Source organism: Lancefieldella sp. (assembly GCF_057237245.1).
Genome location: NZ_DBHHJM010000008.1, coordinates 12104 through 38641 on the forward strand (window position 1 = coordinate 12104; position 26538 = coordinate 38641).

25 protein-coding genes are annotated in these 26538 nt (G+C 47.4%); 23 read left to right on the forward strand and 2 right to left on the reverse strand.

The features are described 5' to 3' along the window. Positions 1-28 precede the first annotated feature (28 nt). Entirely contained in the window at positions 29-352 is a 324-nt protein-coding gene (locus ACO5GU_RS06235; RefSeq protein WP_484873099.1) for a metal-sensing transcriptional repressor, read from the forward strand. 9 nt (positions 353-361) lie between these two features. Beyond that, the gene (locus ACO5GU_RS06240) at positions 362-2965 is read left to right on the forward strand and encodes a heavy metal translocating P-type ATPase (protein ID WP_484930443.1); all 2604 of its coding nucleotides are present in this window, start codon (positions 362-364) and stop codon (positions 2963-2965) included. Here ACO5GU_RS06240 and add read toward each other — a convergent pair. Both add and ACO5GU_RS06250 read right to left on the reverse strand, forming a co-directional pair. Further along, positions 2955-3953, reverse strand: coding sequence for an adenosine deaminase (gene add / locus ACO5GU_RS06245; RefSeq protein ID WP_484930444.1), 999 nt, complete (start codon positions 3951-3953; stop codon positions 2955-2957). The genes ACO5GU_RS06240 and add overlap by 11 nt on opposite strands. A gap of 45 nt (positions 3954-3998) precedes the next feature. After that, positions 3999-5033: an ADP-ribosylglycohydrolase family protein gene (locus tag ACO5GU_RS06250; RefSeq protein WP_484813785.1), complete on the reverse strand. Its 1035-nt coding sequence runs from the start codon at positions 5031-5033 to the stop codon at positions 3999-4001. 433 nt (positions 5034-5466) lie between these two features. Here ACO5GU_RS06250 and ACO5GU_RS06255 point away from each other — a divergent pair, with 433 nt between their 5' ends. The 21 genes from ACO5GU_RS06255 to ACO5GU_RS06355 all read left to right on the forward strand — a co-directional run bounded on the left by ACO5GU_RS06255 (position 5467) and on the right by ACO5GU_RS06355 (position 26508). Further along, complete coding sequence (locus ACO5GU_RS06255; RefSeq protein ID WP_484930445.1) at positions 5467-6429, forward strand: zinc dependent phospholipase C family protein; 963 nt, start codon at positions 5467-5469, stop codon at positions 6427-6429. A gap of 6 nt (positions 6430-6435) precedes the next feature. Then, entirely contained in the window at positions 6436-7215 is a 780-nt protein-coding gene (locus ACO5GU_RS06260) for a metallophosphoesterase family protein (protein WP_484930446.1), read from the forward strand. Positions 7216-7217: 2 nt separating this feature from the next. Beyond that, complete coding sequence (locus ACO5GU_RS06265; protein WP_484930447.1) at positions 7218-7775, forward strand: DNA-deoxyinosine glycosylase; 558 nt, start codon at positions 7218-7220, stop codon at positions 7773-7775. 204 nt (positions 7776-7979) lie between these two features. Then, on the forward strand, positions 7980-8633 hold the full coding sequence (locus ACO5GU_RS06270) for an amino acid ABC transporter permease (RefSeq protein WP_484930448.1): 654 nt from the start codon (positions 7980-7982) through the stop codon (positions 8631-8633). Then, positions 8620-9297 carry an amino acid ABC transporter permease gene (locus ACO5GU_RS06275; RefSeq protein ID WP_484930449.1) on the forward strand — a complete coding sequence of 226 codons (678 nt, stop codon included), beginning with the start codon at positions 8620-8622 and terminating at the stop codon, positions 9295-9297. The genes ACO5GU_RS06270 and ACO5GU_RS06275 overlap by 14 nt, the downstream gene beginning before the upstream one ends. Then, on the forward strand, positions 9290-10045 hold the full coding sequence (locus ACO5GU_RS06280; RefSeq protein ID WP_484922891.1) for an amino acid ABC transporter ATP-binding protein: 756 nt from the start codon (positions 9290-9292) through the stop codon (positions 10043-10045). Before ACO5GU_RS06275 ends, ACO5GU_RS06280 begins: the two co-directional genes overlap by 8 nt. A 58-nt stretch (positions 10046-10103) precedes the next feature. Continuing rightward, a complete protein-coding gene (locus tag ACO5GU_RS06285; protein ID WP_484930450.1) occupies positions 10104-11000 on the forward strand; it encodes a cysteine ABC transporter substrate-binding protein in 897 nt (298 codons plus the stop codon). 198 nt (positions 11001-11198) lie between these two features. Further along, complete coding sequence (locus ACO5GU_RS06290) at positions 11199-12194, forward strand: 2-keto-3-deoxygluconate permease (protein ID WP_484930451.1); 996 nt, start codon at positions 11199-11201, stop codon at positions 12192-12194. Between the two features lie 464 nt (positions 12195-12658). After that, positions 12659-13747 carry an SGNH/GDSL hydrolase family protein gene (locus ACO5GU_RS06295; protein WP_484901360.1) on the forward strand — a complete coding sequence of 363 codons (1089 nt, stop codon included), beginning with the start codon at positions 12659-12661 and terminating at the stop codon, positions 13745-13747. A gap of 98 nt (positions 13748-13845) precedes the next feature. Continuing rightward, a complete protein-coding gene (locus ACO5GU_RS06300; protein ID WP_484930452.1) occupies positions 13846-15087 on the forward strand; it encodes a deoxyguanosinetriphosphate triphosphohydrolase family protein in 1242 nt (413 codons plus the stop codon). Positions 15088-15192: 105 nt separating this feature from the next. Continuing rightward, a complete protein-coding gene (locus ACO5GU_RS06305; RefSeq protein ID WP_484930453.1) occupies positions 15193-16524 on the forward strand; it encodes a replication-associated recombination protein A in 1332 nt (443 codons plus the stop codon). A 91-nt stretch (positions 16525-16615) separates the two neighbouring features. Further along, the gene (locus ACO5GU_RS06310; protein ID WP_484810715.1) at positions 16616-17227 is read left to right on the forward strand and encodes a hypothetical protein; all 612 of its coding nucleotides are present in this window, start codon (positions 16616-16618) and stop codon (positions 17225-17227) included. A gap of 6 nt (positions 17228-17233) precedes the next feature. Continuing rightward, positions 17234-17617 (forward strand): ATP-binding protein, encoded by a 384-nt coding sequence (locus ACO5GU_RS06315; protein WP_484870061.1) that lies wholly within the window; start codon positions 17234-17236, stop codon positions 17615-17617. Then, positions 17610-18464, forward strand: a complete 855-nt coding sequence (locus tag ACO5GU_RS06320; protein ID WP_035431837.1) for a SigB/SigF/SigG family RNA polymerase sigma factor — start codon at positions 17610-17612, stop codon at positions 18462-18464. The genes ACO5GU_RS06315 and ACO5GU_RS06320 overlap by 8 nt, the downstream gene beginning before the upstream one ends. Continuing rightward, entirely contained in the window at positions 18464-19846 is a 1383-nt protein-coding gene (locus ACO5GU_RS06325; RefSeq protein ID WP_484930454.1) for an AI-2E family transporter, read from the forward strand. Before ACO5GU_RS06320 ends, ACO5GU_RS06325 begins: the two co-directional genes overlap by 1 nt. A 25-nt stretch (positions 19847-19871) precedes the next feature. Next, on the forward strand, positions 19872-22517 hold the full coding sequence (gene alaS, locus ACO5GU_RS06330; protein WP_484930455.1) for an alanine--tRNA ligase: 2646 nt from the start codon (positions 19872-19874) through the stop codon (positions 22515-22517). A gap of 3 nt (positions 22518-22520) precedes the next feature. Continuing rightward, positions 22521-22943: a Holliday junction resolvase RuvX gene (ruvX, locus tag ACO5GU_RS06335; RefSeq protein WP_035431832.1), complete on the forward strand. Its 423-nt coding sequence runs from the start codon at positions 22521-22523 to the stop codon at positions 22941-22943. After that, positions 22944-24254, forward strand: a complete 1311-nt coding sequence (gene mltG, locus ACO5GU_RS06340; protein WP_484930456.1) for an endolytic transglycosylase MltG — start codon at positions 22944-22946, stop codon at positions 24252-24254. Positions 24255-24264: 10 nt separating this feature from the next. Beyond that, positions 24265-24762 (forward strand): YqeG family HAD IIIA-type phosphatase, encoded by a 498-nt coding sequence (locus ACO5GU_RS06345; protein ID WP_484819192.1) that lies wholly within the window; start codon positions 24265-24267, stop codon positions 24760-24762. A gap of 64 nt (positions 24763-24826) precedes the next feature. Next, entirely contained in the window at positions 24827-25375 is a 549-nt protein-coding gene (locus tag ACO5GU_RS06350) for a shikimate kinase (RefSeq protein WP_035431826.1), read from the forward strand. Continuing rightward, positions 25372-26508 carry a 3-dehydroquinate synthase gene (locus ACO5GU_RS06355; RefSeq protein ID WP_484930457.1) on the forward strand — a complete coding sequence of 379 codons (1137 nt, stop codon included), beginning with the start codon at positions 25372-25374 and terminating at the stop codon, positions 26506-26508. Before ACO5GU_RS06350 ends, ACO5GU_RS06355 begins: the two co-directional genes overlap by 4 nt. Positions 26509-26538 lie beyond the last annotated feature (30 nt).

The following is a 26538-nucleotide window of genomic DNA, read 5'->3' on the forward strand; positions in this document are numbered from 1 at the left end:
CCCCCTTAGGGTATGGAAAGGAGGAGAGATGGCTCAGAAAAACGGCCAATCACAAAAGACATGCTGTCATTGTGATCACAAGGTAACCCCTCGCTCAAGCGAACTTAAAAGCGGGGTTTCTCGTCGTATTAACCGTGCAATTGGCCAGCTTAATGGCATTAAAACAATGATTGATGAGGATCGTTACTGCGGAGATGTTCTTATCCAGCTTGCAGCAGTTGAATCGGCGGTTAAGGCCATCTCAAGAGAAGTAATGCAGGATCACCTGGAGTCTTGCGTAGTTGATCGTATCCAGTCGGGTGACACAGAAGTTATTGATGAGGTCATGGACCTCTTTAAGCGATTTATGTAAGGTGGCGTTATGGATCAGAAAGTTTTTGATGTACAAGGAATGACATGCGCAAGTTGTTCTGCGCACGTAGAGAAGGCGGCAAACTCTGTTTCTGGTGTCTCTGAGGCACGTGTTAATCTGCTTAAAAATTCTATGGAAGTTGATTATGACGGTAACCCAGACACCCTTAAGCAGATTTCTGACGCAGTACATAAAGCAGGCTATGAGGCAACACCTCGTAGCGACAAAAAAGATTCTGCTGCAGCTACTAAGGCAGATGCTACCAATGCTTCAGAAAAGGCGGTAAAGCAGAAGAGAGTCGAGTTTATTTCCTCAATGGCGTTTGCCATTCCACTGCTTTATCTTGCCATGGGTGAGATGATAGGAGCACCTGTTCCACCTGCTGTTTCTGGAATGAATGGCATGATGAACTTGGCTCTTACTGAGCTTTTGCTTTGCATTCCTATTCTCTTTATTTGTCGTCACTATTTTATTGGCGGATTCCGCGCGTTTTTGCATGGCTCGCCTAATATGGATTCGCTCATTGCGCTGGGTTCAGCAGCGTCGTTTGCTTACAGTGTTGTTAGCCTGTACCAGATGGCAAATGCTTTTATTGCAGGAGATATTGCTGCAGCTCACCAAGCAATGCACGGCATGTACTTTGAGACCGCAGGTGTGATTCTTGCTCTGATTTCCCTGGGCAAGTTCTTTGAGGCGCGCACAAAGGGTCATACCACAGGCGCAATTAGCGCACTTATGAACCTTGCTCCAAAGACGGCTATTCTCGTCAAAGACGGTATTGAGCAGGAAGTTCCTGCAGAGACCGTTATGGTGGGAGACGTTCTTGTGGTAAGGGCAGGTCAGTCGATTCCTGTTGATGGCCAGCTCATCGAAGGAGAAGGATCTGTCGATGAGTCCGCTATTACCGGAGAGCCCGTTCCTGTAAGTAAGACCGTTGGCGATTCCGTGACAGGCGCAACGATGTCTACCGGCGGCTGGTTTAAGATGCGCGCTACCGCTGTTGGCGATGACACTACCCTTGCAGGCATCATTCGCCTGGTTGATGAGGCAACAAGCTCCAAAGCACCTATTGAGCGTCTTGCTGACAGCATTGCTGGCATCTTTGTACCCGTTGTTATTGGAATTGCTCTGGTAACGTTTGCAGCATGGTTTGTCTTTGTAGCTCCTGGTGACTTTGCGGTTGCTCTCTCACACGCTGTTGCTGTTCTGGTTATTTCCTGCCCTTGTGCACTTGGCCTTGCAACACCTACCGCCATTATGGTGGGCACCGGCCTGGGCGCTTCAAATGGCATCTTGGTTAAGTCCGCTGAGGCGCTTGAGGGTGCGGTCCGAGCAACCGTGGTTGTTCTTGATAAGACCGGAACACTCACTGAGGGCAAGCCGAGCGTAACTGACGTACTTTGTGCAGGTGGAACTTCCGAGCACCAACTACTCGAGTATGCATATGCGCTTGAGCAAAAGAGCGAGCATCCACTTGCGCAGGCAGTTGTTACGTACGCTCAAGAGAAGCTAGGAGAGTCTGCAGGCAGCTCTCTTGATGTACAGGAGTTCTCACAGGTTGCTGGTGGTGGCCTCATAGCAACGGTTGGCGAAAAACGCCTTGTAGCAGGAAACGCTCGTCTTATGGAGCAGGAGGGTATCAGCACACAAGAGCTGACTTCCCAGGCTCAGCAGCTAGCTGAACAGGCAAAGACACCGCTGTACTTTGCACTTGAGGGTAAGCTTCTTGGTGTCATTGCTGTGGCCGATAAGGTTAAGCAGACCAGTGCGTCCACCATTGCTCGCCTTCGTGCTATGGGCATCAAGTCTGTCATGCTTACCGGTGACCAGGCAACAACAGCAAACGTTATTGGTAAGGAGCTTGGCGTTGATCAGGTTATCTCTGACGTCTTGCCTAGCCAAAAAGAGTCCTACATTAGGCAGTTCCAGGACGCTGGAGAAAACGTTGTCATGGTAGGCGATGGCATCAACGACGCTCCAGCACTCGCTCGAGCAAACGTGGGTATTGCCATTGGTGCAGGTACCGATGTTGCTATTGAGTCTGCTGACATTGTCTTGATGAAGTCTGATCCAGCCGACGTTGCCACCTCAATTGAGCTCTCTCGAGCCACTATGACCAACATCAAAGAGAACCTGTTCTGGGCATTGTTCTATAACACTATTTGTATCCCTGTTGCTATGGGCCTGTTGTATCCATTTGGTATTTCGCTGAACCCAATGATTGGTGCAGCCGCCATGGGCTTCTCGTCAGTCTTTGTTGTATGCAATGCACTGCGTCTGCGCACCTGGAAGCCAAAGAATACAAGCTCTGCAACTCGTCAAAACGCTCATGACACAAAACCAGTCATTGACGTTCAACCTAAGTCCACAAACGACGCATCCGCGTCACAGAAGGAGGAATCTTATATGGAGAAGAAACTAAACGTAGAGGGCATGTCTTGCCAGCACTGTGTTGCACACGTCACACAGGCTCTTGAGGCTGTCGAGGGTGTCTCTAAGGCAACCGTTTCGCTTGACGAGAAGAGCGCTGTAGTTGAGCTGTCTTCTGATGTTGCTGATAGCGCATTGGTTGACGCTGTTGTTCAGGCAGGATATGAGGCTACTATTGCCTAAGGTAGGCAAGTAGACGGTCCTTCTCGCTAGAATCACTAAATACCGCACGTGCAGCATTTTCAGCTAGCTCACGTGCGGTATTTTTGTCTAGACCGCAGTGCTGCTGCAAAAGCTCAAACTCGCGCAAGAGGGTAGTGTTGGAGACAGTCATGTTGTCCGTGTTGATAGTGACCATAAGGCCAGCGTCAAGCAGTTGCTCAAGAGGGAAGCGCTCTATTGACTCAAAGATGCGCGTTTGAAGGTTGCTGGTAGGGCAAATCTCAAGCGCAACATTTGCAGCCTTGAGGTCCTGGATAACGCCTGCGTCCTCCAAAGAGCGAACACCGTGGCCAATGCGTTGTGCGCCAAGTCGAAGTGCAGCCTTGATGCTTTCTGGGCCAGCTGCTTCTCCCGCGTGGATAGTAAAAGGAACGTCTTTTCTTTGTGCTTCAGTAAAAAGTGACGAGAAATTCTCTGTGGCAAAGAGTGCTTCTGCTCCTGCTAAGTCTGCAGCTACAACGCCATTCCCAAGGTACGCTGCAGCCAGATCAATTGACTCTTCATTTTTGTGCTTAAGCTCTTCACCTGTGCCACGCATAGCACAAATAATGTATGCCGTGTGGAGCGCTGACTGTGGATGCTCTGCATAGAAGTCAGCTCTACCAGCAAGAGCAGCCTCAATAACTTCTTGCTGAGAAAGACCTCCTGCAGTAAGACTTCCTGGTGCAAAGCGGGGTTCAGCGTAGAGAATGCCCTCTGCGTCAAGCTGCTCATGAAATGCCTTTGCAACCGTACGAATGCTCTGTGCTGACTGCATAAGCTTGAGCGGCAGCTCAAATGTAGCAAGATACTGGTTAAGATCCTGGCAATGATCTGGGACTTGCATCTTTTCTTGAAGCTCAGCCAAAGACAAATCAAGCCCCGCTTCTGCTGCAAGTTGAGCTGCGGCAGGAAGTGGGATTGATCCATCAAGGTGGACATGCAAATCGATAAGAGCACAGGAGCTCATGGCGCCTCCTACAAGAAACGTATGCTATGGCGCAAAGAGCGCAAACTAGATAGCTACATCATACGGTAGGGAAGTGGCGTTTTCCAAATCGTTTGCAAGTTTTTCAAACTGGTATCCATTGACGCGCTCAAGCAGACGTACTTCATCAGGCAAAACGTCGTAGTGAATCTGAGAGCAAATAGCGCAAGCAATAGATCCAATGGTATCCGTGTCTCCACCCATCTCTGCAGCTATTCTCGCTGCTTTAGAGACTTTTCCTTGAGAGAGCTTAACTACCGCAAGAACTGCAGGTATTGTCTCTATAGTTTCATAACCACAGCCGCAGTAGTCGTAGATGTCTCTTGATGCTGCTAGGGGAGCTTCAAGGTTTTTGGCACCCTCGCAAAACTCCAGCGCCATGATGCATTTTTGGTACATGCTAGGCATAGGCATTTGTGTACCAATTTTTGTGTAGAGTGCTCGGTGTCCGTAGCTTAACGCAGTTTCAAGAGCGTCCTCTACCGTAAACGAGTTTTCAGAAAGACCTCTGCTTATGGCGGCAACAATCATTGATGCGCCCATGATAGCTACGTTGGTTCCATGAGTGGGAAGCGCAAGTTCAGTAACGCTGTTAATGAGCGCATGTTTGTCTTTCCAGCTCACAATTGAAGCCATCGGCGCACATTTCATGGCACATCCGTTAGTGGTACCAAGGCGTCCGCACGTTTTAAGTGAGTGACCAGAAAGTCGATTGGCTAGTGCAGCTCTTGTAGAAGGGCCAACTACCTGGGCAGCGTTTGGCTCTGTTGCCACATAATTTTCTAGTGCATCAAAGTAGCGGGATTGGTTAAAAACTCCCTGGTTATCAATGATGTTTTTAGTCAAAATGATTGCATTTGCTGTGTCATCTGTAGTCTGACCTGCGGTAAAAGGTCTTCCAAAAAAGTCATTTTTAGGTGGATTTGAAAGACTTTGAACTCCATCAGGAAATGCAAAATCAATTTGGTGTGGTGACATCATCTCTGTTGGCATGCCATAGGCGTCGCCATAGGCAAGGGCCGTAAGCATCCTATAGAGTTTAATTTTTCTTGCCGTGTTCATGTTACTCACGCTTCTTCATGCCAGAAGAATGTGATGTTTTGACTCTGCAGAGACTCTTATTATCTGCAGAGATAAGCTTCTCATAGCAGCATGCCATGATTGCTCCCCTCAATTAGATATTCTCTGTCTTTGCAGGTTTTTCTTTACTGTGCCGTAAGGAATGCCTCACTCCTTAGATCCTTACTTTCCCAGCTTGTAGTCGCAATACAAGCTAGATGGCTCAGACAGAAAATATCTCCCCCAAGTATGTTTAAAGATATCAAATATTTAAGTATTGCTACAGGGGGTAAGCCTCATTATTCGGTAGGCGGTAGCTGAAGGGAGCTTAGAGGTTTTGTGTTCACAATAGTGACTACATGCTGTTTTATATTCTCTCTAACGCACTGTGCCATTGCTGGGTAAAATGGACGGTAGCAAACTGAAAGGAATGGACATGCCCGCAATTTTGACTCATGACTTCTTTGGCAAAGATGCCTTTGATATAGCTGCAGGCAAACTTGGTTTCTCCACAATGGAGGAGCGAGAAGCTTTTCTCCTGGGTAATCAAGGTCCAGATCCACTGTTTTATTTAGCAGCAGACCCGCTGCTGCATCGCTACGCTAAATATGCGTCGATCATGCATAAAGAAAAAACGCCCGAACTTCTTCTTTCTATGCGAGATGCAATTGCGCCTCTGCCACTTAAAGACGTTGCGGTTGCTCGCTCCTATATTGCGGGATTCCTCTGCCACTATATGCTTGATTCCGCTGCTCATCCTTTTGTTTATTATTGGCAGAATATGCTTACCTCTCAGGGTGTAGAGGGCTTGGATGAATCTGCTAAAAATCAAGTACACGCAGAAATCGAGAAGGACCTTGATGAAGCAATTCTTTACGCTCATCTTGGCAAAACGGTAGCTACGTATAGGCCGTATAGTGAGGTTTTAAGAGCGTCACTGCATACGCTCTACGTTTTGGATAGAGTGTTTTTCTTTGCGTTGCTATGGACGTATGAAAAACCTACCGATACCAGGATTTTCTCGTCAGCTGCCGTTGATTTTAGGATTATTCAGCACCTTGCATATTCACCAACAGGCAAGAAGAGAAAGCTACTGGGTCATCTTGAGCGCACTTTTGGCTCAAATAGGTTCCCTTTGATTGAGGCGCTCTCTCACGGGGCAAGGGAATCTTCTGATTCTGATTTTGATAACAGAGCAGGAAATGAGTGGACTGATCCTTTTACGGGAGAGGTACGCAAAGATAGTTTCTGGGATTTGTATGACCATGCGCTGGCAAATGTGCCGTATGCACTTGACGTTTTCTTCTCGCCAGACTTTAATCTTGATACTGCAAAAGAGCTTACGCAAAATCTGAACTTTGATGGTCAGACGCTTACAGATGAAGGTTCGACAGAATAGGTTTTTGTGGCAACGTACGTTTTTTCTGATATTCACGGTCATGTGGAGCCGCTTAGGCGTGCTCTAGAGCGTATTAATCTAACTGAGTCAGACGTGTTCTATTGTCTTGGCGATATGATTGACCGTGGTCCTAGCTCGCTTGCCACTATTAAGACAATTCGCGAACTTCCTAACTGTACGGTTTTGATGGGCAATCATGAGCAGCTTGCGCTGCAAGCGTTGGACCCAGAAGCCGATATTGAAGCTCAGTTTATGTGGCAGATTAACGGGGGAGACGCAACGCTTGCTGAGCTCAAGGCGCTTTCTGAAGAAGAATATAGTGAGCTGATTGACTGGTTGCAGGCGCTTCCTTTGTACGCCACCGTTGAGGTCCAAGGCAGAGATTTTGTTCTGGTACATGCGGGCGTAAAGTCTAATGGCGTTCCCTTGCCAACCGCCTGGGATAAGGCTTCTTTGGAGCAGTATTTAAGCAAGCAGTCTGAAAACGATCTTTTGTGGATTCGTGAAGAGTTTTGGCAATATCCTACGGATTTCCGCACGTCAGAAGCAGCATATCCTATTGTAATTTGCGGCCATACACCCACGCCTTTGTTAGCAAGCTTTGGTGCAAAAAACTTGAATCGAAGCGCTACAACTGAGGACGGTCTGGCACAGTGGGTTCAGTCAGATGGCGACAAGTGGGGAATTGATACCGGTACTACGGGTGGAGCCGGCTACGGTCAGGTAACCGTACTGCGTCTTGATGATCTACAAGAGTTTGTTGAGCCACTGCAAGAAGGCGAGTAATCGTGGCTGCAAAGACGACGCAGCCTGCTGGCGATGCTGTCAAAACCGCGCTTACGCATGTAGAAAACACGCTCGACCCCATCATTTCCCCTGATTCTCGCGTGTTGCTTTTGGGATCCATGCCTAGTCCCAAGTCCCGAGAAATTGGCTTTTACTTTGGCAACCCTCAGAATAGATTCTGGCGCGTAGTTGCTGCGCTCTATGGCGAGAAACCCCTCAAGTCCATACCTGAAAAGATTGACTTCTGTAAAAGACATCATCTTGCCCTTTGTGACGTGCTTAAGGCTTGTGACATTAAGGGTGCAAGTGACGCTTCTATTGCAAATCCGGTTCCGCATAACATTGGTGCTCTTATTCAAGATTCATCAATCTGTGCCATTTTTACGCTTGGTGGAACGGCAACAAAATTTTATAAGCGTTATACCGAGCAACAAACTGGTATTCCCGCACGTCAACTGCCCTCTACAAGTCCTGCTAATGCACGTATGTCAGTTGATGATTTAGTGGAAGAATTTTCCATTATCAAAAAATTTACTAATTGTGAGTTGACAATATCCTAGTTGCGGCTAGGATTATACGCATGCGAATTATGGCTACGACATACACTGCACTTTGTGCATGCACCGCGATGTGTCTGGTGCCCGGGTCACATACGACCAGGGTGTAATTGTCGCTGAGCAAAATTTTCCTGGTATAGACTCGGGCGTAAAGCTATTTTGTAACTCTTGTGTGAGTATTCACACATCCCGAGAGGATTTATTCGCATGGACTGGAGCTTCATAGGGGAACATCTCCCACTGTATGCAGAAGCTGCAAAAATAACGCTTACCATCTCTTTCTTTGGAGTTATCTTCTCGCTTATCGTTGGTTTGATAAGTGCTCAGATTTCGCTGTCAAAAATTCCTGTTTTAAGCCAGCTCAATGCTCTCTACGTTGAGCTTTCCAGAGGAACACCCCTGCTTATTCAGTTGTTTCTTATCTACTTTGGTCTGACTAAAGTTGGTCTCAAAATGGACGCAGAGGTAGCTGCTGTTGTGGGTCTAACATTTCTTGGCGGTTCCTATATGGCAGAGGTGTTTCGCGCAGGCTTTGAATCAGTTGCAGCCATTCAGTTTGAATCTGCACAGGTTCTGGGTCTCTCCAAGATGCAAGCGCTCCAGCACGTTATTCTTCCACAGGCACTTTCTGTAGCAATTCCAGGCCTTGTTGCTAACGTCATTTTCTTGATCAAGGAATCTTCCGTTGTTTCCGGCATTGCCCTTGCAGATTTGATGTACGTAACCAAGGACATTATTGGCATGCAGTACGACACTACAGAAGCCCTCTTTATGCTGGTAATTGCCTATTTGATTATCCTTGTTCCTATTTCTTTGCTTGGCAGCTGGCTAGAGAGGAGGCTTGACTATGCCCGTCGATAACATTTTGCTGCAGGAAGGAGTAATAACGCGCCTTCTTGGAGGTCTTGCAACAACGGTGCACATTGGCCTTATCTCTGTGGCACTTTCTATTCCTCTTGGTATTCTCGTTGGATTTTTTATGACATCCAACAACAAGGTTGTTCGCGCAATTCTTCGTGTTTACCTTGAGATTGTTCGTGTTATGCCTCAGCTGGTGCTGCTCTTTGTGGTGTACTTTGGCACTTCTGAATGGTTCGATGTCAACTTTGATGGTATTGAGGCATCAATTGTGGTCTTTACCTTCTGGGGAGCTGCCGAGCTTGGTGACCTGGTAAGAGGAGCGTTGGAGTCAATTCCAGCATCTCAGTATGACGGCGCGTTTGTGCTTGGCCTTTCTCGCCAGCAGACGTTCTTTAAGGTCATCCTGCCTCAGGCCTTTAGGCGTCTTTTGCCCCCAGCCATCAATCTGATTACGCGCATGATTAAGACAACGGCGCTTTGTAATTTGATTAGTGTGGTTGAGCTGCTCAGAGTTGGTAGCCAGATTGCTGATTTTTATCGCTTCAAGTTCCCAACCGACGGAGCACTTTGGATCTATGGAGCTATTTTCTTCCTGTATTTTGCCGCCTGCTTCCCACTTTCGTATCTTTCACGCAGGCTTGAGAGGAGCGCCTCACATGAGTAACACCGTTTTAGCAGTTAAGGACCTCACTAAGGTATATCCCTCAAGCGAGAAACCCGTGCTTGATAAGATCTCGCTCTCCATCAATAAAGGTGAGGTAGTTGTGGTGTTGGGACCTTCCGGTTGCGGTAAGTCTACGCTACTTCGCGCCATTGTTGGCTTGGAAGATATCCAAGGGGGAGAAGTGCTTCTCCACGATCAGGTTATTTCTGGTCAGAAGAGGGAAAGCGCTGCAGCAGGCATTGGAATGGTTTTTCAAAGCTATGATTTGTTCCCTAACATGACGGTTTTGAAAAACGTAACCCTGGCCCCTCTGGTAGTGCAGAAGCGCTCAGAGGATGAGGTTTTGGCACAGGCAGAAGAACTGCTGCGTCGTGTGGGACTGTGGGAGAAGAAAGACTCCTATCCATCAGCACTTTCTGGCGGCCAAAAGCAGCGCGTGGCAATTGTTCGTGCTCTTATGACTAACCCTGAAGTTCTTTTGCTGGACGAAATCACTGCAGCTCTTGACCCCGAGATGGTTCACGAGGTTTTGCAGGTAGTTATGGAACTAGCAGAGCAAGGAATGACCATGCTGGTGGTAACTCACGAGATGCGCTTTGCTCAAGCAGTTGCTGATCGAGTCATCTTGATTGATCAGGGACACATCGTAGAAGAGTCGTCCGATGCACAAGAGTTTTTCTCGGCACCTAAAACAGAAAGGGCACAAGAGTTTTTGCGCACCTTTGAATTTGAACGTGTGCATAAGTAAACAACATGTTTTTGTACGTAGATGATGTAGTAATAGATGCAATTTGTTAGGATTTAAAATGAATTTCTTTGAAAATACTTCCACTTCTCTTTCTCGCCGTGCTTTCCTTGGTGCAAGCGCACTTTCTGCTGCAGCTCTTTTGGCTGCTTGCAAGAAAAAGGATTCCGACGGAGCTCAGGGTGGATCTTCTGATACAGACTCAAAGTTTAGAACTCTTGATGACATCAAGAAGGCAGGCACAGTAAATATCGGTGTCTTCAGTGATAAAGCTCCTTTTGGTTACGTTGATGCAAACGGTAATTACGCTGGTTACGACATTGTTTTTGCAGAGCGCCTTGCAAAGGATATGGGCGTCAAGATCAACTACATTGCCACTGACGGACAGAACCGCGTACCTTTCTTGCAGTCCAATAAGGCAGATATCATGTTGGCAAACTTTACGGTAACTGATGACCGTAAAGAAAAGGTTGATTTCTCCCTGCCATACATGAAGATCAAGCTGGGCGTTGTTTCCCCCGCTTCTGCACCAATTACTGATGTTTCTCAGCTTGATGGAAAGAAGCTTATTGTTTCTAAGGGAACCACAGCTGAGGTTTGGTTTGCTAAGAACGCACCAAAGGTTGAGCTGGTCAAATTTGATAGCTATGCTGATGCGTATAACGCACTGCTCGACGGCCGCGGTGATGCTTTCTCAACCGATAATACCGAGGTACTTGCATGGATTAAGTCTAACCCTGGCTTTGTTGTTGGCATTGATGACCTGGGCGACTCCGATACTATCGCTGCCGCGGTTCACAAGGGCAATTCCTCGCTGTTGGAGTTTATCAACAACGAGATTACCGGCCCTCTTGCAGAGGAGAACTTCTTCCACAAGGATTATGAAGAGACCCTTGCTCCAATTTACGGCGACGAGGTAGATCCAAACAACATTGTCGTCGAGGGCGGCAAAATCTAAGTTATAGCCCTCAGTTTTACGCGCCGCGTCGTCCTCAACACTCATATACGCCCATTTCGCGAGAAGACCTTGCAGCTTGTAAGGTCTTCTCGCGTTTGTAGCTAAATTGTTAATTTGTACAGCGCTTTTCAAAAATGTTTCTTTGTGCTGATAAAGTAGGTCAACTATTTTTTGACCACCAGGGCAAAGGAGCTGATAATGGCAGCTGAACAGCAAAAGACAACTCGTAAGATTGGCGTCCCCAGGTTCCCTGGCGATATTATGCTTTATCCACTTTCTGTGGGCCTACTGCTTCACTCTTTTTTCCCTCAGGTTCTAGAAATTGGTAGTTTTACCACAGCTGTTGCTAAGGGTGCTCCTGCTATTGTTGGCATTGTTCTGCTGTTTGTCGGCGCTTCCATTGACCTGAAGACGGTTCCAAAGGTTCTGAAGACTGGCCTGACCATTCTTATTCCAAAACTTGCTATTGCTATTGCCTTTGGTCTCTTTGTTGCCAAATTCATGAACGATAACTTCTTTGGTCTTAATGCGCTTTCTATTATTGGCGGCATCACCTTCTGTAATGTTGCTCTGTACATTGGTATTACTGCTGAGTATGGAACTCCTGATGAGCAGGGTGCTGCTGCTGTTCTGTCTCTTGTTGCAGGTCCTGCAGTTACCATGATTGCTCTAGGCGCAGCGGGCGTTGCAGCAATTTCTCCTACCGCACTTATCGGTACACTGCTTCCTCTTGTTCTTGGCGTTGTTCTTGGCAATCTCAGTCCTTTTATTAGGGGGCTTTTGGTTCCTGGTATTAACCCTTGCATTGCTGTTGTTGGTTTTGCCCTTGGCTGCGGCATGAGTGTTGAGAATCTTATTATTGGTGGTCCATCAGGTATTCTTTTGGCAGTTCTGTGCATCATTACCGGTATTCTTACCATGCTTGTTGAGCGTCTTCTTGGTGGTTCTGGTAAGGCAAGTCTTGCAAGTGCAACTATTGCAGGCACCGCAACAACCACTCCTGCTGCGGTTGCTAGTGTTGATCCAACCTACACAGCTCAGGTTGTTGCAAACGCAAACGCTCAGCTTGCAGCTGCGGTAGTTATTACCGCGCTAGTTGCACCAGCATTTACCGGTTGGCTTGATAAGAAGCTGGCTAAGAAAAATGATGCCGGTGAGGTACAGGCTTCAGAAGACGTAGCTGCTACTGAGTAATTAAGTAAGCCTTATATAATGCATATGAAAAACCCTCTTCTGTGCAGGCAGAAGAGGGTTTTTAGTTACATAAAATAAATAACATGACTAATCTCAAATACGAGAACAAAGGCAAGAAAAACTAAAAGTGAAATCTTTGAGCGTTTTTTAAGCTCACTTCTAAAAATGAGATAGCAATTAACAATCTCGAGCAGAATTGATACTAGAAAAAACAGTAATGGCGGAATAATTCCCTGTTTCCACAGTAGTCGCGCGCCCTGATAGACAAGAAAACTAATAAGCAATACCGTGCGAAATGTTTTTCTAGAAATCGGTTCTGAAAAATTAAATATCTTCTCGCCAAACATATCTGTTGCCTCCCTATGGACAACAAGAGCAGTTTATTTGTTGCTAAAGATTGTAATACTGTCTATTAACCTCGTAGTATATAACTATAGTAATTTAACTTGTGATTGGAGGTGCCTATGGAAGTGGGAGAGTGGATCATTAGTTCTCCAGCATCTAAGTTTTTACTTGGTGCGCCGTGGTCTGAAAAGCTTGCTCACGGATGGGTCCATCCGCTGCGTTTCTCTTCCAATCAACTTAGAGTCATTGGCTCCTGCTCTTCTTGGCACCCCGGTCTTTTTAAACAGATGGCAACGTGCACTTCAGATATTCAAGTTGCTTTTACCACGGACAGCTCAGAAGTGGTTCTTGATCTAAAAATTGATGAACTTCCTAAGGGATCCTCGTCTGTTTTACAGCTACTTAAAGCCACGTATTTTAAAAAGCTCAGCTCTGTATTTGTGACAGTTGATGGCAAACCTTACAAGAACTTCTCGCTGGATGATGCGGGTGAACATACACTTTCTATTCATCTAGAAACAGAAACCTCTGAAGATGACCTTGCTAGACTTCCAGGTTTTAATGACACGCATCACGTGAGTGTTTATTTGCCTTGTTTGCAGAGTGCTTCCGTTAAAAACCTTCGTGGCAGTGGCACGTTTTTCTCGCCCGATGAGCCTAAGAAAAAACTGGTGGTGTTTGGCGATTCCATTGTGCAGGGTTTTGTTGTGGAGCGCCCAGACAAAACTTGGCCACGCTGTCTTGCTAAACGAATGAAGCTTGAGGTGGTTAACCAGGGAATTGGTGGACAAGTTTATCAGCCTGGCTCGTATACGTTTATTGAAGATGCCTCTTTAGTGGTTGTTGCGCTTGGAGCAAATTATCGATATGAAAAATGCTCAAAGTCGCAGGTAACGTACGATATTCAAAATTCGCTCTGGCAGATTTCTCAGATGTATGCAGATACGCGCGTGGTGGTTCTGACACCTACGCCTTATTTTGACGAAGCGTATCCCACACACCCTTATTCTTGTTATGCTGAGGTTCCTCAAATTATTGAAGAGGTTGCCGGTAAGTTTGGTTTGCAGTGTATTTCTGGAGAAAAACTGTTACCTCAGGAGAAAAAATATTTTGCCGATGATGTGCATCCAAATTCTAAGGGAGCTGCACTTTTGGCAAAAAACCTGCTTGAGGCCTTAAAACAACCACCTCAGGATAGTCTTTTTTAGACGTCAAGCCTTCCTAGAAGCTCTCTCAAAATTCAACACGAGTTTTTGTCCGGTGAAACTTCTACACTAGAGGTGAAAAACATCTAGAGAGGATACACATGAACATCACTAATCCTTTTGCACCTCATATGACCGGACAACTTTCAGAAGAAACTCAGGCCCTTGTGGCTGAGCAAATAGCCAAGGGAACCTTAAGTCCTTACGCGTGCAAAAATGAAGACATCATTCGCCGAGATTCCACCCATGATCAGGCATCGCTTTTACGTCCGGCTTTCATGCGAGATGTCGAGAAAATCATGCACACTCCCGCGTATAACAGACTAAACGGCAAAACACAGGTCTTCTCGTTCCGAGCGCATGATGACATTACGCGTCGCGGCCTTCATGAGCAGCTTGTTTGTAGGGTTGCTAAAGATATTGGACGTGCTCTTGGTCTCAATCTTGATTTGATCGAAGCAATAGCTTTTGGTCATGACGTGGGACATACTCCTTTTGGTCATGCAGGGGAGTATTTCCTCAATGATATTTATCACGAGCAAACGGGACGTTGGTTTTTCCACAACGTACAGAGCGTGCGCGTGCTTGACGGCCTCTATGCAAGAAACCTTTCTTTGCAGACACTTGATGGAGTAATTTGCCACAACGGCGAGTTTGAACAGCAGATATTTCAAATGAGTGATCTTTCAACTTTTGATGAGTTTGATAAGGTGGTAGAAGATTGCTGGGAGAGAGGTCCTCAAGCTATTGCACACCTGCGTCCTATGACGCTTGAAGGTTGCGTCATGCGCATCTCTGACATTATTGCGTATGTTGGAAAAGATAGACAGGATGCGCTTCGTGCTGGCGCTGCAACAGAAGAAACGTTTGATGATGGCCTTGGTGGCGCCTATAACGCATGGGCTACCTCTGCTTTTGTTGCAGATATTGTTCAGAACAGCTTTGGTAAACCTCAGATTTCTCTTTCTGAAGAGGCATTTAAAGAGATGAAACGAGCAAAGCGCGAGAATTACCAGAAGATTTATGGCGCATCAGAGGCCAATGGTGATTTTTCTGAAGACATTAAGCACCTGTTTGAGAAGTTGTATGAGTACGAATTATCTTCGCTTAAATCTGGTGATCAGAGCCTTGCAATCTTTAAGCATCATATTGAGCCCGTGAGTAGGCACCTTTCTAGGTACGGCCACACCTATGACTGGAAGAGTGATGTGCATCGTACTGTTGTTGATTTTATTTCCGCAATGACCGATGACTACTTTGTGGCAACCTGTGAAGCACTTTTCCCAGAAGCTCAGGAGCTCTTTCCAAAGAGAAGCTACTTTGCAGAAGGGGTACGTGCGTAAGACTTACCACTCAGTCACGGTGTGGCAAACGGGCATGTAAAGAGCATTTGTGTTGAGCGCGCTTCTCGCCAAGCTTTTATGTTTGAGACGGGGTAAAATAGCTGCATGGATACTTTATTTTCTGGCATGGAACGTGCCGCTAAAAAAGCTAATGCACCACTTGCTGCCCGCATGCGTCCTACTACGCTTGATGGATATGTGGGTCAGGAAGATGCGGTTGGCCAAGGCTCTTGGCTCCGCAAGGCTATTGAGCACGATACGCTCTCGTCCGTCCTGCTGTATGGTCCAGCAGGCACTGGTAAGACCACACTTGCACGCATTATTGCACATACAACACACGCAGAATTTGTAGAAGTATCTGCAATTACGGGAACTGTTAAAGATCTTCGTAGAGAGATTGAGGCCGCAGAATCAAGGCTTTTAACTGCAGGTAGAAGAACTATTTTGTTCATTGATGAGATTCATCGTTTTACGCGCTCTCAGCAAGATGCCTTGCTTCATGCAGTAGAAGACAGAATAGTTGTACTTATTGGGGCTACTACAGAAAACCCCTACTTTGAGGTTAACAGCGCTCTGATTTCTCGTTCACGTGTAGTGGAGCTGCATGCATTGTCAGATGAGGCAATCGATGAGCTCATTCAGCGAGCACTTGAGTCAGAAGATGGTCTAGCAGGCGCATTTGTTCTGGATGAAGATGCTCGTAAAGAGATTGTGACGCTTGCAGGCGGAGATGGTCGCGCAGCCCTAACTTCTCTTGAGCTCGCTTCTCAGATGGTTGACGTTCCAGAATCTGCTGATAGTAAGGCATCTGAGCCGCTTGTTATTACCAAGCAAAACGTTCTTGAGGCAAATCCTCGCCGCGGACTTCCCTACGATAAAGCAGGAGATATGCACTATGACATTATCTCTGCGTTTATTAAGTCTATGCGAGGCTCAGACCCAGATGCCGCGCTCTATTGGCTTGCGCGCATGATCGATGCAGGTGAGGACCCTAAATTTATTGCTCGACGCATTATGATTTTGGCCTCAGAAGATATTGGCAACGCAGATCCACAGGCGCTGCTCATTGCACATGCAGCATTTAGGTCAGCCGAGGTCATTGGATATCCTGAGTGCAGAATTAACCTTGCGCAAGCAGTTATTTATATGGCGCTTGCTCCAAAATCTAATGCTGCAGAAGCAGGTATTGATGCCGCCCTCCATGAGGTAAGAACAGGTCCAAGGCGAGAAGTTCCAAGTTACTTAAGGGATCGCACGCGCCCTGGTTCTGAAGAGTATGGCAATTACCTCTATCCTCACAATTATCCTGGGGGATGGATTGAACAGCGTTATCTTCCAGAAGGACTTGAACGTGGTGCGTTCTTCTCGCCATCTCCAAGAGGTTGGGAAGCGTGGAGAATTGCAGCTACAGAGCGTGATCGTCACGAGGAAGTCTAGGATTTTGAATTACCTAAGTGGGAGCATTAAGAGGACGCTCCTCGGGTAGAATAGAAAGAACTGTAACCGTTAGCTTTGAGGGATGGCATAGATGGATTACCTACAGATTGCTCTTGTAGTCTTAGCCGTAGTTGGTGTTTGGGCCATTGTCGAGGTTGCTCTGACCCTAAGAACAACAAGAAGGTCAATTACTGAGATTACACTCTCAGCTAACAACACTATTGAGCAGATTCAACCTGTTATTTCAAAGATTGATGGCATGGTTGATGAGCTTGATCCAACCATTAAGCAGCTACCTGCACTCATGCAGAAGGTTGATGAGGCTGCAGAGAACGCTAATACCTCTCTTGAGAGCCTCAACGTAGTTCTTGGTGATGTGGCAACCGTTTCTGGTGCAGCATCAGCCGTAACTGCAACTGTCAGCAAGGCTGCAAGCGATGCGGTAACAGGCGTTGTTGAGTCTGTTTCAAAGCTAGGAACTGGTCTTGGCGGATCTTTGAATCCCTCTAAGCTTGCTGAGGTAGCTCAGGCTCGCCTGAGCGGTGCGACTGCTTCCGCACAGCAGAGTGCGCAGCGCGCTCAGGAGTATCTTGAGGAGCTTCCTTTACTTTCTCAGGACAAGACAAAGCATTCTAAACCAGCTCGCACTGAGCAGTTCTATATTGAGTACGGTTCTGAGTCTTCTCAGAAGACTGAGGAGTAGATTGTAATGACACAAAAAATTGTTGAGCTTTCCGCTCCTGCAGATCCAACATTTGCTCGCTCCGTCAGAATGATGGCTGCTAATCTTGCTGTTTTGTGCAAGATGAACGTTGATGAGCTTGAAGATGTCAAAATGGCCGCAGAAGAAGGATTTGTCTTTGCTTGCGGCACTCAGAAAGACTCTGTAGATATTACGTTTACCCTCGAAGACAATACTATGGCTATTGATTTTGACTTGGGTGATGAGGATCCAGTTGAGTCTGAGACAGATAATTCTCAGCCACTTGAGCTTGTAGAACTATTGCTTTCCGCTATTTGTGATGAGTTTGCGCTTAGCGATGACGGTTACACGCTTCATCTTGTAAAGATTTCTGGCGGTGCACATGCCTAAACCTGAAGCAAACGAGGCAGTACAGGCATCTGCAGAAGAGCAGAAAGCCGCAAGAAGAGCTGCTCGTCGTGCTTCTAAAGGTACCCCAGCCTGGGATAAAGATAGAACACGCAAGCTCTTTGCCCAATATAAAGAAACAAAAGACCCTGAGGTAAGAGACCAGCTTATTGTGAGTCACTTAAACCTCGTGCGCTTTTTGGCCTCCAAGTTTAAAAACCGTGGAGAACCCCTTGATGATTTGATTCAGGTGGGAACCATTGGACTTATCAAGGCAATTGATAGGTTTGAGCCTGATCGTGGTCTTGAATTTACAACATATGCAACGCCAACCATCATGGGAGAAATCAAGCGTCACTTCCGCGATAAAGGCTGGTCAGTACGTGTTCCTCGTCGTTTGCAGGAGCTTTCTTCCAAGATTAATCAGGTCACTGATGATTTGACTAAAGAGCTGCAAAGAAGCCCTTCAATTGAAGAGATCGCCCAGCGTCTTGATACTAACGTTGAAGAGGTTCTTGAGGCTATGGAGTCTTCTAGCGCTTATAGCTCTGTTCCTCTTGAGGGAGGCGGCTCTGGCGCTGATGGCGACGAGACTCCTTCAATCATTGATCAGTATGTGACCGAAGATGAGGATCTTGCTGGTTCTGATGACCGCATTGTTCTTGAAGAGGCCATTAGAGACTTCTCGCCACGAGAGCAAGAGATTATTCGTATGCGTTTTGTTGAAGGTCTTACTCAGGTAGAGATTGCGGAGAAACTTAATATCTCTCAGGTACAGGTTTCAAGGCTGCTTCGTCGCACCTTAAAGCGTATCCAAGAAAAGATTGACCCAGAAAGCGTGAACCGTTAATGGATCAAAAGCATCAAAACTTCTTTGATTCAGCTCAAAAATGGAAACAACGTGGCTTAATGGTGTGGACAGTTATTGGTCTGGCTGCATTGTTTGCACTTGCACTGTATGTTCTTGGCATCCTGGGACAGGCTGTTGAGCTGCTCGCCATTGGCGCAATTGTTGCGTTTGTCTGTAGCCCTGTTACCAATTGGCTTGAAGACAGGGGAGTGCCTCGTGGCATTTCCGCTCTTATCGCGCTTGTTCTTACGCTCATTGTGCTGGTAGGATTTTTGATTTTGATTGCGCAGCCATTGGTATTTGAGCTTACTACGCTACTCAGAAACGCTCCTTCGTATGCAAGTCAGATAGGAGCAATGGCAAGGGAGTTTTGGCAGAACTTTGACACTCAAAGTAACCCTGCTGTTAGACAGACCGTAGAACTTGCAATTGAACAGGCATCAAGTATTGGAATATCAGTTGCTTCTGGTATTTTGAGTTGGCTTTCCACATCTGCTTTAGGCAACATCTCTTCTATGGCAAACCAACTCATGGTCTTCTTCTTAGGCCTAGTGCTTGCCTATTGGTTGGCTAAAGATTATCCAGTTATTGTCCGTGAGTTGGCTATTATTGCTGGTCCTCAAAAAGAGAATGAGTTCAGACTTATTCTTGCAATCTTAAGTAGATCTACCAGTGGATATATGCGAGGCACTATCATTACCTCTGCGATTAATGGCATTCTTGTGTACTTTGGGTGTCTGATTTTAGGCAACCCTTATGCCGCTCTTATTGGCATGGTTACAGGAATCTTCCATATTATTCCTGTAGTTGGACCGGTTTTCTCGGCAGGTATTGCTCTTATTTTGAGCATCTTGGTAGACCCTGTCATGACCGTATGGACTATCGTTATCTTGATGGTTGCACAAAACGTTGTTGATAACGTGCTTTCACCTTTGGTTATGGCAACGAGCGTTAAAGTTCACCCGGGTCTTTCGCTCGTTGGTATTGTCATTGGCAGCGCTCTTGGCGGAGTAGTTGGAACTATTCTTGCCATACCTTTGACAGCAGCACTGAGGGGCATCTTTGTGTACTTCTTTGAGAAGTATTCGGGCAGACAGATCGTCTCGCCAAATGGCGCGCTTTTTAACTCTACCCAGTATGTGGATGAGACAGGCGCCATCCTTCCAGAATATGACGCTCTGGACGATCCGAAGTTCTTTGAGGAGTCGCGTCTTGTTGATCAAGACACTACAGCTCATGTGCGCAGCAAGTCTTCAGCTCCCGCGCCCAAGATTCTTGGACATGATTTTTCTCAGTTACTTTTTAGGAATACTCAAGAAGTTACTAAGGAACCAGATAAACCATCGTCAGATGCGGTAGACTCAGACAGTACAAAAGAGTAGTTATTTGAATACGGAGAAGTACTTTATGGCTGACTATAAAACAATGACAACAGCAGAGATTCGTGATGACTTCCTAAGCTTCTTTGAGAGCAAGGGTTGCAAGCGCTATCCTTCTTCATCTCTGGTGCCTTCTGATCCTTCGCTGCTTCTTGCTAATGCTGGCATGAACCAGTTCAAGGAGTATTACCAGGGCATCAAGACTATGAAGGAGATTGGCGCAACTTCCTGCCAGAAGTGCCTTCGCACTAACGATATTGACAACATTGGCGACTCTCGCCATCTCTCATTCTTTGAGATGCTGGGTAACTTCTCCTTTGGTGGTTACACCAAGCGCGATGCATGCACCTGGGCAATGGAGTTTATTTCTTCTCCAGAGCACCTTGGCCTGCCTCTTGATCGCCTGTACTTTACTGTTTTTACTGACGACGATGAGGCAATTGAGATCTGGAAGTCTCTTGGTGTAGCAGAAGATCACATCACCCGTCTGGGCGAGGAAGACAACTTCTGGGCAGCTGGTCCAACTGGTCCTTGTGGTCCTTGCTCTGAGATTTACTTTGACCAGGGTCCTGAGTTTGAGGGAGAGGCTCCTGGAGACGACGGTGACCGTTACCTTGAGTTCTGGAACCTCGTCTTTACTCAATTTGATCGCCAGGAAGATGGTTCTCTACCTGAGCTTCCTCACCGCAACATCGATACCGGCATGGGCCTTGAGCGTATCGCAGCTATCATGCAGCATGAGGGCACCAATTACGAGGGTGACATCATGCGTACCCTCATCTCTTTGGGCGAGAAACTCTCTGGTAAGAAGTATCACTCAACTGATGAGATTGACCGCAGCCTGCGTATCCTTGCAGACCACTCTCGTGCAGTTACCTTTATGATTGGTGACGGCATTCTCCCTGGTAACGAGGGTAGAAGCTACATTCTTCGCCGCCTGCTCCGTCGCGCTGTCTACCACGGCCGCTTACTGGGCATCCAGGGCACCTTCATGGCAGAGTACGCACATGAGGTTGCTGTTCTGCTTGGCGCAGAATATCCAGAGCTTGTCGAGAAGAGCGCTCTTATCGACGGCATTCTGACCGCAGAAGAGGAGCGCTTTGGCGCTACACTCGACGCAGGTGAGTCCAAGCTCACTGCAGAGCTTGAGCAGCTAGAGGATGGCGCACAGCTTTCTGGTGAGGTTGCATTCCTTCTGCACGATACCTACGGATTCCCTATTGATCTTACTCGTGAGATTGCTGCAAATGCAGGTCACGTTGTTGACATGGACGCCTTTGATGCTGCAATGACTGAGCAGCGTGAGCGTGCTCGTAAGTCTGCCAACCGTGATGCCTGGGGTAATGCTCAGAGCATTTGGGTTGCACTCTCTGACCGCCTTGATGAGACCGTCTTTGACGGCTACGACAACAATGAGCTCTCCGGCGTTCGTGTTGTTGCTCTTGTTCAGGACGGACAGGAGGTTGAGTCCGCTTCTGCTGGCTCTGAGGTTGAGGTTGTACTTGACCGTACGCCTTTCTATGCAGAGATGGGCGGCCAGGTAGGGGACACTGGCAAGCTGACAGCTCCTGGTCTCTACGTTCACGTCACTGATACCAAGCACCGCGACGGCGGACTTGAGTCCCACGTTGGCGTGGTAGAGGAGGGCACCGTCTCTGTTGGTGACTCTGTCACCGCAACCATTGACGCTGGTCGTCGTGAGCTCATTCGTCGCAACCACACCGCAACTCACCTGCTTGATGCAGCGCTCAAGAAGGTTCTGGGCGACCACGTGAACCAGGCTGGTTCTCTTGTTGCTCCAGATCGTATGCGCTTTGACTTTACACACTTTGAGGCTCTTACCAAAGATGAGCTTGATCGCATTGAGGGCATGGTAAACGCAGAGATTTTTGCCGCTAAGCCTGTTGTTACCCAGATTATGAGCATTGAGGATGCAAAGGCCGCTGGTGCTGTTGCACTCTTTGGCGAGAAGTACGGTGATGTCGTACGCGTTATCTCTGCTGGTGCAGAAGACACTCCATTCTCTCGTGAGCTCTGCGGTGGTACTCACGCACGCAACACAGCAGATCTTGGCCTCTTCAAGATTATCTCTGAGAGCTCCGTTGGTTCTAACTCAAGGCGTATTGAGGCTGTAACCTCTATGGGCGCTATTGAGTACGTTGATGAGCGCCTGGCTCAGCTTGATGAGGTTGCTGCAGCTCTGAAGGTCCGTCCTTCCGCTGTTGCAGACCGTGTTGAGCAGCTGCAGCAGGACCTTCGCACTGCAAACCATAAGCTTGAGGCTGCTCTTACGGGAGCAGGCAGCAACCAGGTAGCAGAAGCACTTAAGTCTGCTGTCCAGCTTAATGGCTATAGCTGCGTAATTGCTAAGCTCGAGGGCCTTTCTGGTAAAGAGCTCCGTTCCGCATGGGATGGCATCCGCGATGCATCTGACGGCCAGCCTGTTGCTTGCGTCATCGCATCCGCAACCGCTGACGGAAAGGTTTCCCTGCTTGCAGGTGCCACTGATTCTGCAGTTGCAGCGGGCTTCTCGGCAGGAGACATTGTCAAAGAGATTGCAGAGCTTGTTGGTGGCCGTGGTGGCGGAAAGCCAGCAATGGCGCAGGCAGGTGGCTCAAATGCTGCAGGAATTGACGCTGCGCTTGAGGCTGCAAAAACAAAGCTTGGTGCGTAACGTTTGCGCGTTTTAGCCTTAGATATTGGTGAAGTTCGCATCGGGGTTGCTGTAAGTGACCCCGATGGTGCTATTGCGTCACCTGTTTGCGTGCTACCTGCGCAAGAGGTGCTCTCACATGCACGTACGTTTAAAGCTGTGCTTGAAGATTGGGAGCCGGAGCTGCTTTTATGCGGTCGTCCTAAGACGCTCGCCGGCGAAGATGGACCACAGGCCCAAAAAATTACCGCTCAAGCTGAGCAAATTGCGAAGAACTGCCAACTTCCATTAGAATTTACTGACGAAAGACTTTCTTCTGCGGAAGCAAAGAAGATTCTTCGAGCGCAAGGTTTATCTGAAAAAGCCATGCGTGGAAAAGTTGACATGGTTGCAGCTTCGCTCTTTTTGCAATCATGGCTTGATGCACAGATGAATAAGGGAGACTAAATGCCCACCCTATCCAATGGTTCTTCTCCGCGTCGTCAAGGCGCACATTTTTCTTCTCCTGTACCAGAAGGACAGGCTCAGGAAGAGCAGGCTCAGCAGGAACAGATCACGCAGGCATCTGTTGAGGCTACAGGATCGCTGCCTGCACTTTCCGGTGGCAAGCTTTCTTCAAGAAGCGCTCAAGTCACTCATATGGCAAAGAACAAGCAGGTAAAGCATAGAGATAAGAAGGCTTCAAAGCGCTCTCGCATTTTTGCGGCACTTATCGCTTTTATCATGGTTGCGGCCCTTGGTATCTTTGTATGGAAAGTAGCGCTTCCAGAGCTTTCTCGTGCTAATTCCGATACGCAAGAAATTACCGCAGGTCAGCAAGTTACCATTACTATTCCAGATGGTGCTGGTGCGCAGGAAGTGGCAAAGATTCTTTTTGAGAACAAAATTATTGCTACTAAGAGCGAGTTCTTAAACCAGGTAAAGCGTCAGGATGCTGAGCAGAAAATCAAGAGTGGTATTTATGTTATTACCACTGGTACCAAGCCAGCAGACATCGTTCATCTGCTTATTTCTGGCCCTAATGCTCCTGGCAGTGGCTTTGTCGTACCAGAAGGTTATACCGTTTCTCAGGTTGCGGATTTGGTTCAGGACTACTTTGGTATTTCTCGCGATGATTTCTTGAATCAGGCAAAAGCATCCAATTATGTTGCTGACTATCCGTTCCTTGCAGGTGCGGTAGATGCTAATGATTCTCTTGAGGGCTACTTGTTCCCCAAGACCTATACCTTTACAGAAAGCAATGTAACTGCCGATACGGTCATCCGTGCCATGCTTGATCAGTTTAAGACAGAGACAGCTGATCTTAACCTGGACGCTGCTCGCATTACGCTTAATAAGCGTTACAACTTGAATCTTACTAACGAGCAAATCATTATCATGGCATCGATTATTGAGCGAGAAGCCCTGACTGATGATGACCGTCCTAAGGTTGCATCTGTCTTCTACAACCGTCTGTACGATGATATGTATCTGCAAAGTGACGCTACCCTTGCTTATTCCCTGGGTAGGGAAGCTACTGCAGAAGACCTCAGCTCGATGACAAGCGACCCATATAACACCTATGCGTTTAAGGGTTTGACTCCTACACCTATTTGCTCCCCAGGTTATGCCTCTATTAAGGCGGCTATGGATCCAGCAGCAACCAATTATTACTACTTCTGGATTACATCGGATGAGCACGTCTTCTCAGAGACGTATGAGCAGCATCAGCAGGCTATTGAAAATGCACGCGAGCGTGAAGCCGCAAGCAAGCAATAGTTGGTGTGGCATGAGTTTGACCAAAGCAACACAATACGTTTCTGCTGTTGAATACATCTCAATAGAGGATTTGGTTCAGCAGGGGATTAAACTTGTGCTCCTAGATCGCGATAATACCTGTGTGCCCCGAGACACCAAGATGGTGCCGCCAGAGGTTTCTGCCTGGTTTGAGAAGGCTCATGCGGCTGGATTAACGCTCTGCCTCATCTCAAATAACATTCACCTCAATGAGGTCCAGCGTAGCGCTCACGAGCTGGGAATTGAAGGAGAGGGCTTTGCATGCAAGCCGCTTCCTCGCGCGCTAACTGCTGCTATGAAGCGTTTCTCGGCAACTAAAGAGCAAACCGTGATGGTGGGAGACCAGATTTTTACTGATGTTATTGCAGGTAATTTGGCTGGTGTTTCAACTATTTTGGTAAAGCCGCAGTCCAATGAGGATCTTTGGTACACCAATATCATTCGTCACGTCGAGCGCCGCATTTTAAAAAATGTAACTTTTACGTCATAACAAGACGGCTTTAGTTTACTTGCTCCAACTCGATGATAGAATCATCTTGAAAGGCTGGAGGAGTATGGAGCTTCGCGATTCAAGATACGTTGTACATGAGGGCTGTGATCATATCTTTTTTGTAGGCTTTCTGGGTGCCGGAAAGTCTACACTCGCGCGTAATTTGGGCGAGCTGTTTCACCGCCGTTATGTTGACACCGATCGCCTAGCAGAGCGTATAGCAGGTAAATCACTGGCAGAAATCTACGAAGATGACGGTGAAGAGCTTTTTAGGCAGGCAGAAACTGAGGTTTTGCACACGCTTAAGTCTAAGAAGTCACTGCTCGTAAGCTGTGGCGGTGGAATTGTCGAGAAGGACGTCAATCTTGCGCTTATGCGTGAGATGGGAGTCATTGTGTTTCTCGACGGCGATCTTTCTGACTCGCTTCGTCAAATTCAGCGCACGGATAGGCGTCCTGATTTGGGAAGCTTTGAAAACGCTACTCAGCTCTATAGACGTCTGCGTCCACGTTATGAGGCCGCTGCTGATATTACTATTGATATTCGTGAGAAAACGTTTGAGCAGGTAGCCATTGATTCTGGCAAGCTGCTTTGGGAAAGAGGTCTTCTATGAGTGACAATGTCCAGGCTGAGCTTGAAGAGGAATTGCCACCTGTTCAGATTAAACAGTGGGTTTCTATTCCTGGTGGCTCTATTGCACTTCGTTCTGGTGCAGGCGTTCTTTCAAACTTTGGTACTGAGCTCAGAACCGCAGTGGGAAGACCTCATCGCTGTGCTTTTCTTGTCAGCAATCAGGCAGATGAAGACCTTGCTGAGCTTCTGCGTAGAGACCTCACTACCATTGGTTTTCTCGTCACACGTGTAGATGTAGAAGATGGCAAGGCAGCAACTACCGTGGCAACTGAGGCACAGGTATTGTCTGCTCTGGCAGAAATGCACCTGACAGCTGATGATTTAGTAGTTGCCGTGGGCCACGAGGGCGTCATTTCTCTTGCTAACCACGTGGCAAACAAGTGGTGTGGGGGAGTTTCCCTTGCTACTGTTCCACTTGATTTAGCAGCAGTTATTGTCTCGTCTATTACTCCTCGTGCACTTGATACAGATGCTGAGTATCAGCGCCTTGTTACTACAAAGCCTTGCGCTCGTTTCTGCTTTGCAGATCTTGAGGTTATGGACCTTTGCGATGACAACGCTAAGGTTGCCCAGGTATGTATGGTTGCAACGGCTATGTCTGATAACGAGGCGGAGTTTGGCCGCATTTGGGATAGAGCAGATAACCTCTCCTCTGGAGTTGCCGATATAGTTGCAGAACAGCTGGCAGAGTCTACTAAGACCCGTGGCCGCCTCTCTGATTCTTCCGCTATTGCTATTCAGCAGTCTGTTCCTTACGGTTGGGTTTTTGTGGAGGCACTTCGCCCGCTCATCCCAGCTGATCAGCCTCTTTCTGCACTTTATGCAGACGCACTGCGTTTTTCGGCAAGAATTGCGGTGGCTAAAGAGGCGCTTTCTTTTGACGATATGCTTGCCCAAGACGAGATTCTTGAGCGCTTGAATATTGGCTTTGTCACCTGTGACATCACTTCTGAGCAGCTTATCGAAGCTCTCAAACAGGAATGTTTCCGTTCTACTAATCGTTTTATGTTGCCGATTCCAATGTCTATTGGAAGGGTAAGATTAGCATCGGTCGACGAGGAACTTCTCGCCGAACATGCTCGCGCTTGGTGTGAGGCTCACGCTTCGCATTAAAGCGCTGCATCTTGCAGTAAGGAGCCTGTT